Raw genomic sequence first — 15,525 nt, 5'->3', positions numbered from 1 at the left:
ACAGCATGAGTTTTAGAAAAAATCTCGGGACGGAGTATTCTCCATTGTATTTTCTCGCTTCTCTCGGAAGCGGTGGGATCGCGGTGAGCTTTTTTATGTTCCTGATGTTCATGGTCGATCATGAAGGTCGTCCGATTCCTGTATTCGAAGATATCCAGACTGCTTTGGTTTCGGGTGGGCCTGCGGCTGTTGTCCTTGTTGCAGTAAGCTATACCGGTATCCTCTGGTACGCTTTTCAGCATTATCGTCTGTTGTTCTGGAACATCAGAGAGTACAACATATTCAGAGGCACCGAAGCTTTCGCTACACTCAAGAGCTCGGACGCCGAGGTACAGCTTATGGCTATTCCCCTGACCTATGCTATGGCGATCAATGTGATGTTCATTCTCGGGGCAGTTTTCGTGCCCGGACTTTGGCGCGTTGTCGAATATCTTTTTCCGTTTGCCATGCTAGGATTTTTACTGGTCGGGATATATGCCGGGGTGATCTTTCTTGTGTTTTTTTCGAGGGTCATCGCGTACGGTAATTTTGATTGCGAACGAAACAACAGCCTGAGCCAGATGTTGTCGGTATTTGCGTTTTCGATGGTAGGTGTGGGTATGTCGGCTGCTGCGGCAATGAGCCATAATGTGATCTCTTCCGGGCTCGGGATTATTCTTGCATCGTTTTTCGCTGCGATAGCCGTTACTTTCGGCGTGATAAAGATCGTGCTGGGATTTCGTTCCATGTTGTCGAATGGAGTGAACTACGAGGCTTCGGTGTCTCTCTGGATCGTCATTCCAATTCTGACGATTCTCGGAATTACCGTGAACAGGATTTCCATGGGACTGGTTCATAATTTCGGCGTTGAGGTACATCCCTGGTTTCATGTCATTGTTTTCACCGTCCTCATCGCCGTTCAGGTTTTGTTCGGTTTGCTGGGTTATACCGTTATGAAGCAGTTGGGGTACTTCGAGGAGTTTATTGGCGGCGGAGGTAAAAGTGTCGTGACCTATGCAGCAATTTGTCCGGGTGTCGCATTTTTTGTGCTTGGCAATTTTCTCATCAATAAGGGTCTGGTTGCCGTTGACTTCATCGACAAGTTTTCTGTCGGTTACTTTCTCCTCTATATACCTTTGCTTGTCATACAGGTCCAGACTATCAGGGTGTTGATGAAGCTCAACAGCAAACTGCTGAGCGCCTGAGGCAATAGGGTTACTGTAGGAAGATTTAAATCAACGATCATGAAAGGCTTGAAATTTGTTGTAGGATACATTGCGGCGTTTTTTTTTCTGCTGCCCGGAGCCGTTACCGCGGCTGAGACCATGAGGTTGTCGCTCGATGAATCTCTGAGGCTTGCGAGAGAGAACAACTATGTGTTAAAAGCTGCGAAAGCGAGGGTTGACCAAGCTGAGGCGAGATATGTGCAGAGCAGGAAAGCTTTTTTGCCGAAAGTTACATTGTCCGAAACGTTTATCGCGACGGATGACCCGGCATCTGTCTTTACGTACAAACTTCGGCAGGGGTCTATTGCTGCGGCCGATTTTAATCCGGCTGTATTGAATAATCCTGATGACATTTCAAATTTTAATCTGGGCGTTGAGGTTATGCAGCCGATTTTCAACAGGGATGCCGCTATCGGCAGATCGGCAGCCTCACTATCGAGAAAATCGCAGGAACATATGCTCAGAAGGTCAGAGGAGACTATAGCCCTCGAAGTCAAAAAGGTCTATTACGGGCTCGTGCTTGCAAGAAAGAATCTCGAAGCGGTCAAGAGTTCCATCGGTGCGATGCAGGTTCATGACCGTGAAGCTGCAAAAGCTTACGGCAAAGGTTTGATCACCAAATCCGACAAATTGTCGACCGCGGTACGCCTTGCTGAACTGACGGAACAAAAGCTGATGATCGAGGATGAGATTCGATCGGCAGAGGATGGATTACGGTTTCTTCTTCGCCTCGATGGCGATATGGATATCGTACCGGTAAACGGGCTTGAAACCGATGGTATCGCTATACCTGCAGATGAACCCCATATGCCGGAAGGCAGGGCCGATATCGAGGCTTTGGAAGCCAATGCTGATGCGGCAGGATACCGGTACGATATGGAAAAAGCCAAGCGGCTGCCGCGTTTGAACGCTTTTTTTCAAAAAAGCTGGAATGACGATGATTTTCCGGGTTTCGAGCAAGACAGCTGGACTCTGGGGGTTGCCATGGAATGGACTGTTTTTGACGGGTACTCAAACATCGGTAAAGCAATGGAAGCCAGGGCAGGAGAAATGGAGGCTCGTTACAGCTATGAGGAAGCAAAAGACAAAGGGATCTATGAAATTCGTAAGGCGTATCGACTCTTGCGGACGGCTAAGTCACGGATTCGGGTTGCGGAGCAATCGTTGAAAGAGGCAAAAGTGAGCCTTGATTTCATCGGTGAGCGGTACCGTTCCGGAATGGCTATGACTTTTGAACTTCTGGGCAGGGAACAGGCATATACCTATGCTCGTATGCGTCTGAACCAGGCAAAATATGATCTTATCATTGCGAAGAGTGAGCTGGATTATTATACCGGGGGGTAACAGAACGATCAAAACGCATATCGTACCATGAAGCATACAATAATTTTCGCGTGTGTCGGACTTTTTGTCTTGTTTGCCGGTTGCGGAGGTAAGAAGATCGAATCGACGAACGCTGAGGGAGAACGCCGGACAGTTGAGGTGGACAATATCGCAACGGTTCGGTTGGGAACGGCAAGCGATGGGCGTCAGGTGCTTCTCGTTCCTTCAAATGCTCTCTTCATGCGAGGGCAGCTCGAGGGCGTTCAGGTTGTCGGTGATGATGATACCGTTTCGATCAGATGGGTAAGAGCCGGTAAAACTGTTGGTGATTATAGCGAGGTGCTCAGCGGACTTGGAGCGGGTGAATCCGTGGTTGTTCCGCATGTCAAGGGAGTCCGTGAAGGGGATAACGTAACCGTCAAGCCGTAACGAAGGAGGGGTGTGCCGATGAGAGAGGGTATTGCTGGGGTTCTTGCAAAGCTGTTCATCAACTCCAAGCTGACACCGTTGCTGATGATCACAGCACTGCTTGTGGGCATTCTGGCGACATTTATGACTCCCCGTGAGGAGGAACCCCAGATTTCAGTGCCTCTGGTGGATCTGTATTTCAGCTATCCTGGAGGTAGTGCAAAAGAGGTCGAGGAACGGGTTGCGAAACCCGTGGAAAAGTATCTGACGGAAATCGAGGATGTCGACTATGTGTACTCGACATCCCGGAAAGATTTCGCTCTGGTTACCGTTCGGTACAATGTCGGAGATGACACCGAGGAGAGCATGGTGAAGCTCTGGGCAACCATAATGAAAAACATGGACAGTATGCCTGCTGGCATGCAAATGCCTCTTGTCAAGAAAGTGACGATCGACGATGTGCCCGTTTTGGCTCTTACCTTCTGGAGCGACAGTTACGGCCCCTATCAGCTTAGAAAAGTGGCCGGTCAAGTTGCCGATGAACTCAAGAAAATCGAGAACATCGGTGATGTCAACCTCAACGGCGGCTTGAAACGTCAGCTTAGAATCCTTCTCGACAAGGAAAAACTCGCTCGATACCGGATTACCCCGCTACAGATAGCCAGGCAGCTCAAAGCATCGAACAGTCAGGTGACCGCAGGGACGTTCCAGCAGATGAACAGGGAGTTCACGGTAAAGACCGGTGAGTTTCTCAAGACAGCCGAGGATGTAAGAAATGTCGTAGTGGGCATAGACAATTCAGAGGCTGTATATCTCAAAGAAGTTGCCGAGGTTGTCGACGGGCCGGAGGAGGTTGAGAATTACACGTTTTTCGGTTACGGTGCTGCATCGCATGATACTGGCATACAGGGTGAATATCCGGCTGTAACGCTCACGGTTGCAAAACGGAAAGGGACTGATGCCACAGCTCTTGCAAGCAAGGTTCTGGAAAAAGTCGAATCACTCAAAGGCTCGATCATCACTTCAGGTATCAATGTGACTGAAACCAGGAATTACGGTGAAACAGCTTCGGAAAAAGTGTTTACTCTTCTCGAACATCTTATTGGGGCTGTCGTTGCGGTTACCATTGTTGTCGGGCTTTTTCTCGGTTGGAGGGGGGGGCTGGTGGTGTTTGCATCCGTACCCATAACGTTTGCGTTAACACTGCTTGTTTACTTCCTTTTCGATTATACGCTGAACAGGGTGACCCTTTTCGCCCTGATCTTTGTGACCGGTATCGTTGTCGATGACTCGATTATCATTGCGGAAAACATTCACCGGCATTTTTCGATGAGGAGAATGCCCAAGCTCCAGGCGGCTATCGCTGCGATCAACGAGGTTGGTAACCCCACTATTCTTGCCACGTTTACGGTAATCGCATCGGTTCTGCCGATGGTATTTGTTTCCGGTCTGATGGGTCCGTACATGAGCCCTATGCCGATCGGTGCGTCTCTTGCGATGATTTTTTCTCTTTTCGTGGCACTGATAGGGACTCCATGGCTCGCTTTTCGTTTGCTCAAGGCCGAGGAGGAGGGACATGTCGAGCAGTACGATATCAGAAAATCTATCTATTACAAGGTGTACGACAAGACTCTCGCCCCGCTGCTCGACAGCTGGTGGAAGGCAACCATCGCCTATGTGTTTGTCGGATTGTTGCTGCTGGGTTCGATCAGCATGATTCCGCTGAAAATGGTTCAGCTTAAAATGCTTCCTTTCGATAACAAAAGTGAGTTTCAGGTCATCATCGACATGCCGGAAGGCACGACCCTCGAACAAACCGCGAGGGTTGGCAAGGACATCGTGTCATATCTCAAGACCGTACCGGAAGTTGAAAACTATCAATATTATGCCGGTACGTATGCACCGATCAATTTCAACGGTCTTGTGCGTCATTATTATCTTCGCCAGAGTCACAATATGGCGGACATACAGGTCAACCTGGTGCACAAGGGAGAACGGAGTGACCAGAGTCATGCCATTGCAAAACGGGTGAGGCCGAAGGTACAGGAAATCGCCGCGAAATACGGTGCAAACGTAAAGGTCGTGGAAGTGCCACCCGGGCCTCCTGTACTTTCGACAATTGTCGCTGAAATATACGGGCCGGATATCCAGCAGCAGATAGCTCTCGCCCGCCAGATCAAAGCCATCATGGAAGACACTCCCGGAGTTGTTGATGTTGACTGGATGGTCGAGGATGATCAGAAAGTGTATACGATGGTGATCGACAAGCAGAAAGCGGCGTTCAGAGGCATAACCACGGAGCAGATTACCCATACGCTTCGTATGGCACTCGATGGAGTTGACGTCGGACTGTTGCATACAGAAACCGAACTTGAACCAGTAGAACTCGAACTGCGTCTTCCAATTTCCGAAAGGGCATCGATACTCGACCTGTCCGGGATTTTCCTGAAATCTCAAGGGATGAATTCGTTGACGACACGATTGCTGGCGGGCGAAATGATTCCTTTGACGGAGCTTGTTTCCATTGAAGAAACCATCGAGGATAAAAGCATTCATCGCAAGGACCTTAAAAATGTGGTTTATGTCACTGCCGATGTCGCCGGTGTCACTGAAAGTCCGGTCTATGCCATGCTTGAGATGGATGACGTGATAAAGCAGCTCGAAACACCGGGAGGATACTCGATATCTCCGCTCTATACAGCACCTCCGTTCAATGAAGAAAGGCTTGCGATGAAATGGGACGGTGAGTGGCAGATCACTTTCGAGGTGTTCAGGGATCTTGGAGCGGCATTCGCGGTCGTGCTCGTAATCATTTATCTGCTCATTGTTGGGTGGTTCCAGTCATTCAGAACTCCGCTGGTTATGATGGTCGCAATTCCACTCAGTCTGGTAGGAATCATACCGGGTCATTTCTTTCACGGAGCATTCTTCACCGCCACAAGCATGATCGGCATGATCGCTCTGGCAGGAATCATGGTCAGAAACTCCGTGCTGATAATCGATTTTATCCAGTTGCGAGTTCAGGAGGGGATTGAGCTGAAAGAAGCCGTTATCGAGTCTGCAGCCGTTCGTACACGACCGATTTTGTTGACGGCCGGCACAGTGGTTATCGGTGCGATTGTGATCCTGTTCGATCCGATTTTCCAGGGTCTTGCAATATCACTGATGTGGGGTGCTCTGCTTTCGACCATATTGACGCTTGGCGTGGTTCCGCTTACGTATTACCTCGTCGAGAAAAAGTGACTCCGGCTGTGAGCCCTGTAAAATGAACACTGAACTGTGAGAAAGTAGTATTCACTATAACTATTCCGAGGGATAATGAAATTTCTTGCGATAATGGGCCATGAGGAAACCCGCCCCCAGGTACGTGATCTATTCAAGAGGTTTGAAGTGCTGATGTTCAGCAACATGTCGATCAAAGGTTGTTATTGCGACAAGGGTATCACCGATCAGGCATGGTGGCCGGCCGACAAGGGAGTTGGTTCTTATTCCTCACTGTGTTTTGCGATACTCGAGGATGAGAAAGCTCTACAGATAATCGAGGAGCTCGAAAGCAATCCTATTGCCATCGAACCCGGTTTTCCGGCGAGAGCGTTTTTAATGAATGTCGAAAAAATGGTTTGAAAACATGTACCTCAAACAGTTTCGAACAGGTGGAGACCGGAATTTCGGTTATCTGGTTGCCGACGAAGAAAGTAATCAGGCTTTCGTTGTCGATCCATCGCACAACCCTGCGAAGATTGTCGATGAGGCGTCTGATCAGGGGTTCACTATCCGGTATATTTTTTGTACCCATGGTCACTATGACCATATCAACGGCAATGAGGAAATCGCTCGCTTGACAGGCCTTGTCCCTTTACTTTACGGTTCGGTTTGCCCCAAGACCGGCCACAGGATCGATGATGGCGTTTTGCTTCCTCTCGGAGATCTTGATATCCGCATCATCCATACTCCGGGCCATACGGAGGACTCCATGTGTCTCCATACCGGCGATGCCCTGTTTACCGGTGATACGTTGTTTGTCGGCAAAGTCGGTGGTACCGGTTTGGGGGCGGATGCCGAAGAGGAGTACCGTTCTCTCCATGAAAAACTCATGACTCTTCCCGAGCATACAAGAGTGTTTCCCGGTCATGATTACGGAACCGCTCCGCACTCGACCATAGGCCACGAAAAAAAGACGAATCCATTTCTCATTCAGCCTGATGTCGATGCGTTTATCGATCTGAAAAAGAACTGGGCTGCCTACAAGAAGGCACATGGGATAGCATGAGGAGAGGGATCCGGCGGCTGTCTCGAGCAGACGGTCAACCGCTTCTGTATTATCTGTAAATCAGGGGCATCTCCAGTCTGGCCGGACAACTGTCAATTCCGATCCGAAACCCTCAGACAAACAGTGTTTCGTAATAAGTCGGTGACAAGCCTAAACGAAAAGAAACTCGAAATTGATTTTCGTACATTTATCGTGCTTGTAATTGGTGTTTGCCAACTTCAGTTTGAGCGGATGTGACGATCCGAAAGGGCGGGTGCAGAAAAAACGGTACTCGATACCTGTGAAGACCGTGAACTGCGCAATGCAACGGTGACGCTTTGGATCGTTGAGTAGTACTATGCATCCAGAAATCAAAGAGATTCTTCACACATTCTATTTCATCTTCCTTGTTTGTAGAGGGGCGTCGGTCTTCTCACGGTCAAACAAGGGATTGTTCGTTATTCTCGAAAGAAGCGTGCTATGATCCATTCTGCCTATTGAAAGGGGTGTTGATTCCCGTGTCAATCATGTGAATGACTAAATGAATGAAGCTGATTGTGACGATAGAGATTTTTTTTGTACATTTACTGCTCGTGCCCATTAATGGGAAGAGGCTTTTCTGTCTTTTTATAGTATTCATATATAAGTATATGCTTGTATATTCTAACCGATAACATGAGGGTCATATATCCTTATTAAACAGAGACTTATCGATATGGATCAGCTTGTAAAATTACGCACGCAGCCTGTTTCTGCACTGATGCAGAAGGATTTTCATACTATTAAAGGCAGTTGTACTGTTGCTGAAGCGATTCAGTTAATGAAAAAGGACAACCAGAGCGGACTTATTGTCGAACCCAGAAATGAAGATGACTGTTACGGTGTTGTGACCGAGAAAGACATTCTGGAGAAAGTTATCGATCCGGGAGAGGATGTTCATCGTGATCCATGGAACACTCCTGTTTTCCAGATTATGAGCAAACCTGTCATCAGCATCAACCCCAGTCTGAGGATCAAGTATGCTCTGCGCCTTATGAAACGGACAAATGTTCGCCGTTTGACTGTCATGGATCATGATAAAGTGGTTGGTGTTCTCAACATGAGTGATGTCCTCCATGCTGTCGAGGAGCTGCCGGCCCATGACAACAACGTTGCTTTATAGCCTACCGTCGTTACTGGATTTCGCTTCTTTTTAACGTATTTGTGATTCATAGAAAAACGGGCCTGGCCGATGCCGGCCCGCATAACCACTGAAGCTGCGGGTGCAGTTCACAGAAGGAGATTTAACTGTATGAAGCCATTCGATATAGTTGTGGTGGGTGGCGGTGGTGCTGGGCTGTATGCAGCCATGGAAGCCATGAAGGTCAACCCTTCACTCAATATAGCCGTGCTGTCTAAAGTCTACCCCAATCGTTCGCATACGTCTGCTGCACAGGGAGGCGCAAATGCGGCTCTGGCTAACAAGGCAAAGGACGACACTGTTGACATGCACATTTTCGATACCATCAAAGGCAGCGATTACCTTGCTGACCAGGATGCTGTCGAGATGCTTTGTTCGGAAGCTCCGAAGATTATCAGGGAGCTTGACAATATCGGCACGCCATGGTCGAGAATGGATGATAAAACCATTGCGCAAAGGCCTTTTGGCGGTGCAGGCAGACCTCGTTGCTGCTATTGTGCCGATAAAACGGGGCACACTATTCTGCAAAGCCTCTATGAGCAGTGTCTCAAAAAGGGTGTTTTCTTTTTCAATGAATACTTTGTTTTGAGCATTGCAACCAACGGCAGCAAGTCGAAAGGGTTGATTGCGATGAACATGCGTACCGGCAAGGTAGAGGCTTTTCGGGCAAGGACGGTGATTCTCGCTACCGGTGGTTATGCGAAAATGTACTGGAATCGTTCCAGCAACGCAGCCGGTAATACCGGGGACGGTCAGGCAATCGCCTACCGCGCAGGAATTCCTCTCAAGGATATGGAGTTTGTCCAGTTTCATCCGACAGGATTGAGAAAAAGTGGTTTGTTGGTGACAGAAGGGGCCCGCGGTGAAGGTGGTTACCTGGTCAACAACAAAGGGGATCGTTTCATGAGCAATTATGCCCCTGAGAAGATGGAGCTTGGTCCGCGTGACCTTGTTTCGCGTTCCATTGAAACCGAAATCCTTGAGGGAAGAGGATTCGACAGCCCAGCAGGACCTTATATGCATCTTGACCTGAGGCATCTCGGTGCCGATCTCATCAAGTCAAGGCTTCCCCAGATTCGGGAAATGTCCATGTATTTTGAAGGAGTCGATCCGATCGATGAGCCGATTCCTATCAGACCTACCGCACACTATTCCATGGGAGGGATCGACACCGATATTGCCGGGCGTACGGTGATGGAGGGTGTGTATGCTGCCGGTGAGGCCGCCTGTGTATCGGTACACGGGGCGAATCGCCTTGGGGGTAATTCTTTACTGGATATCCTCGTTTTTGGAAGAATAACAGGTCGCACGGTGGCGGAAGAAGCCAAACAGTTCGATCCGGCCGAGATTTCCCGGTCGGAGCTGCAATCGACAGAGGATGAGCTCAGGGAGTACATGAAACCGTCTGGCCACTATGAACGTTACGGAGCGCTTCGCGAAGAACTCGGTTACACGCTTGGACAAAATGTCGGAATTTTCCGTGAAGCATCTACAATACAGAAAGGTATCGCTGATGTCGAAGAGCTGCAAGAGCGCTTCAAGCATGTCAGGGTTTTTGATACCAGCGATGTGTTCAATACAAACCTGTTGCAGGTGCTTGAACTGAAGAACATGCTTGATCTGGCAGAAACTGTTGCGGCAGGAGCCTCTGTACGTGAAGAGAGTCGAGGTTCTCATACCAGAACCGATTTCCCGAAGCGCGACGATGAGCTATGGCATAAGCATACAACGTATACAAGGGTAAACGGTAAACCGCAGATCGGTGAAAAGCCGGTAACCATGGGTAAACACGAGTTGCAGGAAAGAACTTATTAAAATCTTCGGGGAACGGGCGGCAGCTTCGCAAGAGAAGGGTTGCTCGACCTGGATAACATTCAGCAGGACGTGAGTTATGGCAGAGCATAAAGAAGAAATGAGGGATATCACCTTCAGGATCAACAGGTTCAACCCTCAAGTGGATAACAAGCCTTACTTTGATGATTACACCATTCCGGTTGAAAAAGGGATTACCGTTCTCAGGGCTTTGAATTATATCAAGGAGCATGTCGATGCAACCGTGAGTTTCCGGGCGTTCTGCCAAGCCGGCATCTGCGGTTCCTGCGGCATGAGAATCAATGGGATCTCTAAACTCGCCTGTACCACTCAGGTGTGGGACGAGCTTGTGAGGTGCAAGGTCGACAATGTTATCAAGGTTGAGCCGTTGCGCAACATGCCGTTGATCAAAGATCTCATTGTCGATATGGATCCGCTGGTTGATAAAATGAAGAAGTATTCCAACTGGGTCGAGTCGATCATGCCGGAAGAGCGGATGGGGGAAAAGGAGTTTTTGATTGCCGAAGAGGAGTTCCAGGAATATGATAAGGCTACCGACTGTATTCTTTGTGCGTCGTGTATGTCCGAATGTTCAATTTTGCGTGCGAATAACGAGTATGTTGGGCCTGCCGTGCTGTTGAAGTCACACAGAATGAATGTCGACAGCCGGGATGGAGCGCATGATCTGCGGATTGCCGAGCTTGTCAAGGATCATGGCGTCTGGGATTGTACGCACTGTTACCGGTGTCAGGAAACCTGCGTGAAAAGCATTCCGATAGTGGACGGTATTCACGGTGTGCGTGAAGATGCTCTCGTTTCCCGCGGAGTCAAAGATACGAGCGGTGCGAAGCATGCGGAAGCCTTTATCGAAGATCTTCAGAAGAAAGGAAAACTTGTCGAGGCAACCCTGCCGATCAGGACCAACGGCATGGGGTGGACGTTGAAAAATCTGTTGCCGATGGCTTTTAAAATGATCTTGAAGCGCAGAACCCCTCCGCCACCACCTCTTGTCAAACCGGCAAAAGGAATCAAGAAATTCCGTGAGGAGTTCCAGGAGATGTCGGATCGTATCGAGCGGGACCAGAAGGATCAAAAAAAATAAACAGGGGGAACAGCAGTATGAAGCGGTATGCATATTATCTCAGCTGCATCAATGAGTCCATGACCAAAGAACTCGATAAATCTATTGATCTCTGGCAGAAAGACCTTGATATCGATTTTGTAAAGCTGCATGAAAGCACTTGCTGCGGAGGAAGTAACCTTGATTACGTCAGCCCGAAGCATTTCGCGCTGGTAAACGGGAGAAACATTGCATTGGCGGAGAAGCTCGGCCTTGATCTGGTGACCTCCTGTAATACCTGTCTTCTGACAATAAGGAGCGCAAAACAGAAGCTCGACGAGTCGGAAGCGCTTCGCGACGAGGTGAACGGCATTTTGAAAAAAGAAGGGCTCGAGTACAAGGGGACGTCTGAAGTACGACACTTACTCTGGGTGCTCAACGAGGATATCGGTCTCGACACGATCAACAAAAAGGTCAAGGTTCCTTTGACGAACTATAAAATCGCACCCTTTTACGGATGTCATATTCTTCGTCCTTCATCGATACTCGGTAAGGATAATCCGCTCGAACCTTCTTCTCTGGATAAGCTTATCGAAGCTCTCGGCGGAAAGGTCGTTCCTTATGAGCACAAAAACAAATGTTGTGGTTTCCACACGCTGCTTGTCGCCGAGGAAGAATCTCTGAGCCTTGCAGCCGAAGCCCTCGGTGAAGCGATCGAATCACAAGCGGATTTTATCGTAACACCTTGTCCGCTTTGCCACACCGTACTTGACAGCTATCAGGGGAAAGCCCTGAAGCGGTCGAACATCAAGAGGTCAATTCCGGTTTTTCATCTTTCTGAAATGGTTGGGCTTGCTCTCGGCTATACGTCTCGTCAGTTGGGGATAAAACGCCATATCGTGACATGAAAAGGCTTGATGGCCTGGTCGTTCGGTGGCTGGATGGCAGGATGAGCCGTTTGGCTGCCCTGCTATTTTAAAAACGTGCAAAAAAGCGTAGCTTAGCACTTTCTTTGATTGCTCTCACCCTGGGGAAAGACGATGGCAGGTGAGCAGCGTTTTTCATAACTTTTTTAATTTTGCATTGCAGCATGCTCAAAAATGATCTTTTTCTGCGGGCACTAAAGCGGCAGCCGGTACCAAGAACGCCAATCTGGGTGATGCGTCAGGCAGGGCGTTATTTGCCGGAATACCGTGCAGTCAGGGAAAAAACCGATTTCCTGACTCTTTGTAAAACTCCTGAACTTGCAACGGAAGTAACGATCCAGCCCGTCGATATCATCGGTGTAGATGCAGCCATTATCTTCTCGGATATTCTCGTTGTCAACGAGGCTATGGGCATGAATGTTGAAATCATCGAATCCAAAGGTATCCGGCTTACCCCTCCTATTCGCTCCCAGGTAGATATCGATCGACTTATCATACCGGATATCAATGAGAAGCTTGGTTATGTAATGGATGCTATCCGCTTGACCAAGAAAGAACTCGACAACCGTGTACCTCTGATCGGATTTTCCGGTGCGGCATGGACGCTCTTTACCTATGCTGTCGAAGGCGGCGGCTCGAAAAATTACGCGTTTGCCAAGAAAATGATGTATCGTGAGCCGAAGATGGCGCACATGCTTCTCAGCAAGATTTCTCATGTCATTACCGAATATCTGTTGATGCAGATCGATGCAGGAGCCGATGCCGTCCAGATTTTCGATTCCTGGGCAAGTGCTCTTTCCGAGGACGATTACCGTGAATTCGCTTTACCGTATATCAAGGAAAGCGTCCAGGCGGTAAAGACCAAATATCCTGATACCCCGGTCATTGTATTTTCGAAAGACTGCAATACAATTCTTTCCGATATTGCCGGCACAGGCTGCGATGCCATGGGACTCGGGTGGAATATGGACATTGCCAAAGCACGAGCAGAACTTAATGACAGGGTGGCAATTCAGGGTAACATGGACCCGACCGTCCTTTATGGCACCCACGATAAAATCAGAGCGGAAGCCGCAAAAATCCTCGAGCGTTTCGGCAAGCATACCGATACTTCAGGTCATGTGTTCAATCTCGGCCACGGTATACTTCCCGACGTTGAGCCTGAAAACCTCAAATGCCTCGTTGATTTTGTCAAGGAAGAAAGCACCAAGTACCACTGAGCCTATCTATTTTCTTTCTCTCTCGACTCCGCTTTACCGACAAGTTAAGCGGAGTTTTTTTGTTATCCTCATACAAGCTGCCCGTTTTAGTATATTTAAGTCATCTGTAGAGAATCACTGAACGATTGCAATGAACGTCAAAAGCTAACCGCTATGGCCCCATCGAAAACGTTCAAAGAAAAGCTTGCACATATCATTTTCGAGTATGACACCATTCCGGCACGTTTATTCGATCTTTTTCTGATAGCCGCGATCATTGTGAGCGTTGTTGTTGTCATGCTTGATAGTGTGTCAGGTATTCATGAGGTGTTCGGGGACTTTTTTTATGCGTTGGAATGGTTTTTCACCATCCTGTTCACCGTTGAATACAGCATGCGTTTGTATGTCGCAAGCAACAGGCCTCGTTACATAAGAAGTTTTTTCGGGATTATCGATCTTCTGTCTATCCTGCCTACCTATTTCAGTATTTTTTTCCCCGGTACACAATATCTCCTCGTTATCAGGTTTTTCAGGGTACTGAGAATTTTCAGGCTTCTCAAGCTTGTGAAGTTTGTCAAGGAGGGCGAGTACGTCAAGACCGCAATGGTGGCTTCGAGCCGTAAAATTCTGTTTTTTCTTTTTTTCGTGCTCGTTACGGTCAGCATAATCGGTGCGCTCATGTATCTGATCGAGGGTGAAGAGCATGGTTTTCACAGCATTCCTGAAGGGGTTTACTGGGCGATCGTAACCATAACGACAGTGGGGTATGGTGACATATCGCCCCAGACCGTTCCGGGAAGAGCCCTTGCGGCGATGTTGATGATTATCGGTTACAGCATCATCGCCGTACCGACGGGAATCGTATCGGCTGAAATGGCTTCGATGAACGAACAGATACAAGCCGATCTGTCGAAGATGGATAGATGCTGTAAGACTGTCGACCATGACGGTGATGCCAGGTTCTGCAAAGTGTGCGGTAAGCCACTCGACTGAACATGGTGTCGATGGGATCGCGGACGATCTGGGTGGAATGGGTCCGGTTTATTTTCTGAAAGGACCGATGATACCGTGTTTGATTTTCGGCGGTTTGATTTTATAGGTTAAAACAGGACGGTAGGCATGCTCTGAAACACTTTCAGCGATACTGCCGCTGATGAGGTGAGCCAGACCTGTTTTGCCGTGTGTCGGAATACAGATGAGGTCTGCCTGCATATCCCTTGCAAAATGCAGTATTCCTTCTTCCTCACTGTCATCGTTGAAAATGTTGATGGTATAATTGCTGAGCTTCTGCTCTTCGGCGAACGTTTCCATCAGTTGTCTGCTGTACCTCGAAGTCTCAAAATGCGATCTTGTATTGATCTTGAGAAGGTGCAATGTAGCATCATAGAGTGCAGCAAAATCCTGCAGCGTGCTGAAGCCTTCTGCGATTTCTCCATAAAAATTCGAGCCGAACACGATATTTGAAGGGGAAAACCATGTAACAGGCTCCTTGATTGTAAGGACAAGACAGTTTGCATGCTGGATCACTTTTTCTGCCGTGGAACCGATAAGAAACCTGTTGATTCCCTGTCTGCCATGAGAGCCGATGACGATAAGATCATAGTGCCCTTCAGCAGCTTTCCGTGAAATTTTTTCATACGGTGTGTCGAAATCCACTGAATAGGTTACTTCGATATCTTTACACACTTCAGATTCAGCGGTTTGCTCGAGTTTTTTCTCGATTTCTTCAAGAACGTTCGTGCTGCCAAGGGTACGGTATGCAATGATGTCCGTGATTTCCGGATAGTCGGGTACTTCTATGACATGGAAAAGGTGCACTTGCGTGCTTCCGCTTTTACGTGCTATGCTGATAGCTGCTTCGAAAGCATACGAAGCCTGGTCGGAAAAGTCCGTTGGAACAAGGATCTTTTTCATGGCCTGCGATACTTGGTTGATGCGCTCTTACTTTTTTCAAGGTAAGAAAAAGCAGCGTATATATAGCAGTAGTGACAAGTGACAAGTGACAAGTGACAAGTGACAAGTGACAAGTGACAAGTGACAAGTGACAAGTGACGAGTGACGAGTGACAAGTGAGGCAACTTTGCCAACAGGATGGAAGGTTGAAATTCCTGTTTGCAGGGGTTTTACTATATTATGCCTCGGTAAGTATCTATTATCGGAATA

13 protein-coding genes are annotated in these 15,525 nt (G+C 48.3%); 12 read left to right on the top strand and 1 reads right to left on the bottom strand.

All coding sequences use genetic code 11. The annotated features are described in order from the left end of the window. Positions 1-5 precede the first annotated feature (5 nt). The 12 genes from QZ209_RS06150 to QZ209_RS06095 all read left to right on the top strand — a co-directional run bounded on the left by QZ209_RS06150 (position 6) and on the right by QZ209_RS06095 (position 14,355). Complete coding sequence (locus tag QZ209_RS06150) at positions 6-1,184, top strand: hypothetical protein (protein WP_294345814.1); 1,179 nt, start codon at positions 6-8, stop codon at positions 1,182-1,184. 39 nt (positions 1,185-1,223) lie between these two features. Continuing rightward, on the top strand, positions 1,224-2,549 hold the full coding sequence (locus tag QZ209_RS06145; protein WP_294345812.1) for a TolC family protein: 1,326 nt from the start codon (positions 1,224-1,226) through the stop codon (positions 2,547-2,549). A gap of 27 nt (positions 2,550-2,576) precedes the next feature. Then, the gene (locus tag QZ209_RS06140) at positions 2,577-2,957 is read left to right on the top strand and encodes a hypothetical protein (RefSeq protein WP_294345808.1); all 381 of its coding nucleotides are present in this window, start codon (positions 2,577-2,579) and stop codon (positions 2,955-2,957) included. Positions 2,958-2,975: 18 nt separating this feature from the next. Further along, a complete protein-coding gene (locus tag QZ209_RS06135) occupies positions 2,976-6,179 on the top strand; it encodes an efflux RND transporter permease subunit (protein WP_294345805.1) in 3,204 nt (1,067 codons plus the stop codon). Positions 6,180-6,254: 75 nt separating this feature from the next. Next, positions 6,255-6,560 (top strand): hypothetical protein, encoded by a 306-nt coding sequence (locus tag QZ209_RS06130; RefSeq protein WP_294345802.1) that lies wholly within the window; start codon positions 6,255-6,257, stop codon positions 6,558-6,560. A gap of 4 nt (positions 6,561-6,564) precedes the next feature. Continuing rightward, the gene (locus tag QZ209_RS06125) at positions 6,565-7,206 is read left to right on the top strand and encodes a hydroxyacylglutathione hydrolase family protein (RefSeq protein WP_294345864.1); all 642 of its coding nucleotides are present in this window, start codon (positions 6,565-6,567) and stop codon (positions 7,204-7,206) included. Positions 7,207-7,900: 694 nt separating this feature from the next. Next, the gene (locus QZ209_RS06120; protein WP_110022932.1) at positions 7,901-8,347 is read left to right on the top strand and encodes a CBS domain-containing protein; all 447 of its coding nucleotides are present in this window, start codon (positions 7,901-7,903) and stop codon (positions 8,345-8,347) included. Positions 8,348-8,476: 129 nt separating this feature from the next. Beyond that, entirely contained in the window at positions 8,477-10,180 is a 1,704-nt protein-coding gene (locus QZ209_RS06115) for an FAD-dependent oxidoreductase (RefSeq protein WP_294345789.1), read from the top strand. Between the two features lie 76 nt (positions 10,181-10,256). Next, positions 10,257-11,279, top strand: a complete 1,023-nt coding sequence (locus tag QZ209_RS06110) for a succinate dehydrogenase/fumarate reductase iron-sulfur subunit (RefSeq protein ID WP_294345788.1) — start codon at positions 10,257-10,259, stop codon at positions 11,277-11,279. A 17-nt stretch (positions 11,280-11,296) separates the two neighbouring features. After that, the gene (locus QZ209_RS06105) at positions 11,297-12,145 is read left to right on the top strand and encodes a CoB--CoM heterodisulfide reductase iron-sulfur subunit B family protein (protein ID WP_294345786.1); all 849 of its coding nucleotides are present in this window, start codon (positions 11,297-11,299) and stop codon (positions 12,143-12,145) included. A 182-nt stretch (positions 12,146-12,327) separates the two neighbouring features. Next, positions 12,328-13,383, top strand: a complete 1,056-nt coding sequence (hemE, locus tag QZ209_RS06100; protein ID WP_294345783.1) for a uroporphyrinogen decarboxylase — start codon at positions 12,328-12,330, stop codon at positions 13,381-13,383. Between the two features lie 153 nt (positions 13,384-13,536). Further along, positions 13,537-14,355: an ion transporter gene (locus QZ209_RS06095; protein ID WP_294345779.1), complete on the top strand. Its 819-nt coding sequence runs from the start codon at positions 13,537-13,539 to the stop codon at positions 14,353-14,355. A 48-nt stretch (positions 14,356-14,403) separates the two neighbouring features. Here QZ209_RS06095 and QZ209_RS06090 read toward each other — a convergent pair whose 3' ends face one another. Next, positions 14,404-15,276 carry a universal stress protein gene (locus tag QZ209_RS06090; protein ID WP_294345776.1) on the bottom strand — a complete coding sequence of 291 codons (873 nt, stop codon included), beginning with the start codon at positions 15,274-15,276 and terminating at the stop codon, positions 14,404-14,406. Between the last annotated feature and the right edge of the window lie 249 nt (positions 15,277-15,525).

The organism is Prosthecochloris sp. (assembly GCA_015482705.2).
Lineage (GTDB): Bacteria > Bacteroidota > Chlorobiia > Chlorobiales > Chlorobiaceae > Prosthecochloris.
The sequence above is the reverse complement of the archived record's forward strand: the minus strand, read 5'-3'. Positions and strand labels throughout refer to the sequence as shown.

Excerpts from the sequence above, each read along its gene's own strand:
- QZ209_RS06130 (WP_294345802.1), top strand. The coding sequence starts at position 6,255 with ATGAAATTTCTTGCGATAATGGGCCATGAGGAAACCCGCCCCCAGGTA.
- QZ209_RS06115 (WP_294345789.1), top strand. The coding sequence starts at position 8,477 with ATGAAGCCATTCGATATAGTTGTGGTGGGTGGCGGTGGTGCTGGGCTG.
- QZ209_RS06135 (WP_294345805.1), top strand. The coding sequence starts at position 2,976 with ATGAGAGAGGGTATTGCTGGGGTTCTTGCAAAGCTGTTCATCAACTCC.
- QZ209_RS06105 (WP_294345786.1), top strand. The coding sequence starts at position 11,297 with ATGAAGCGGTATGCATATTATCTCAGCTGCATCAATGAGTCCATGACC.
- QZ209_RS06145 (WP_294345812.1), top strand. The coding sequence starts at position 1,224 with ATGAAAGGCTTGAAATTTGTTGTAGGATACATTGCGGCGTTTTTTTTT.
- QZ209_RS06150 (WP_294345814.1), top strand. The coding sequence starts at position 6 with ATGAGTTTTAGAAAAAATCTCGGGACGGAGTATTCTCCATTGTATTTT.
- QZ209_RS06095 (WP_294345779.1), top strand. The coding sequence starts at position 13,537 with ATGGCCCCATCGAAAACGTTCAAAGAAAAGCTTGCACATATCATTTTC.
- QZ209_RS06140 (WP_294345808.1), top strand. The coding sequence starts at position 2,577 with ATGAAGCATACAATAATTTTCGCGTGTGTCGGACTTTTTGTCTTGTTT.
- QZ209_RS06125 (WP_294345864.1), top strand. The coding sequence starts at position 6,565 with ATGTACCTCAAACAGTTTCGAACAGGTGGAGACCGGAATTTCGGTTAT.
- QZ209_RS06090 (WP_294345776.1), bottom strand. The coding sequence starts at position 15,276 with ATGAAAAAGATCCTTGTTCCAACGGACTTTTCCGACCAGGCTTCGTAT.
- QZ209_RS06120 (WP_110022932.1), top strand. The coding sequence starts at position 7,901 with ATGGATCAGCTTGTAAAATTACGCACGCAGCCTGTTTCTGCACTGATG.
- QZ209_RS06110 (WP_294345788.1), top strand. The coding sequence starts at position 10,257 with ATGGCAGAGCATAAAGAAGAAATGAGGGATATCACCTTCAGGATCAAC.
- hemE (WP_294345783.1), top strand. The coding sequence starts at position 12,328 with ATGCTCAAAAATGATCTTTTTCTGCGGGCACTAAAGCGGCAGCCGGTA.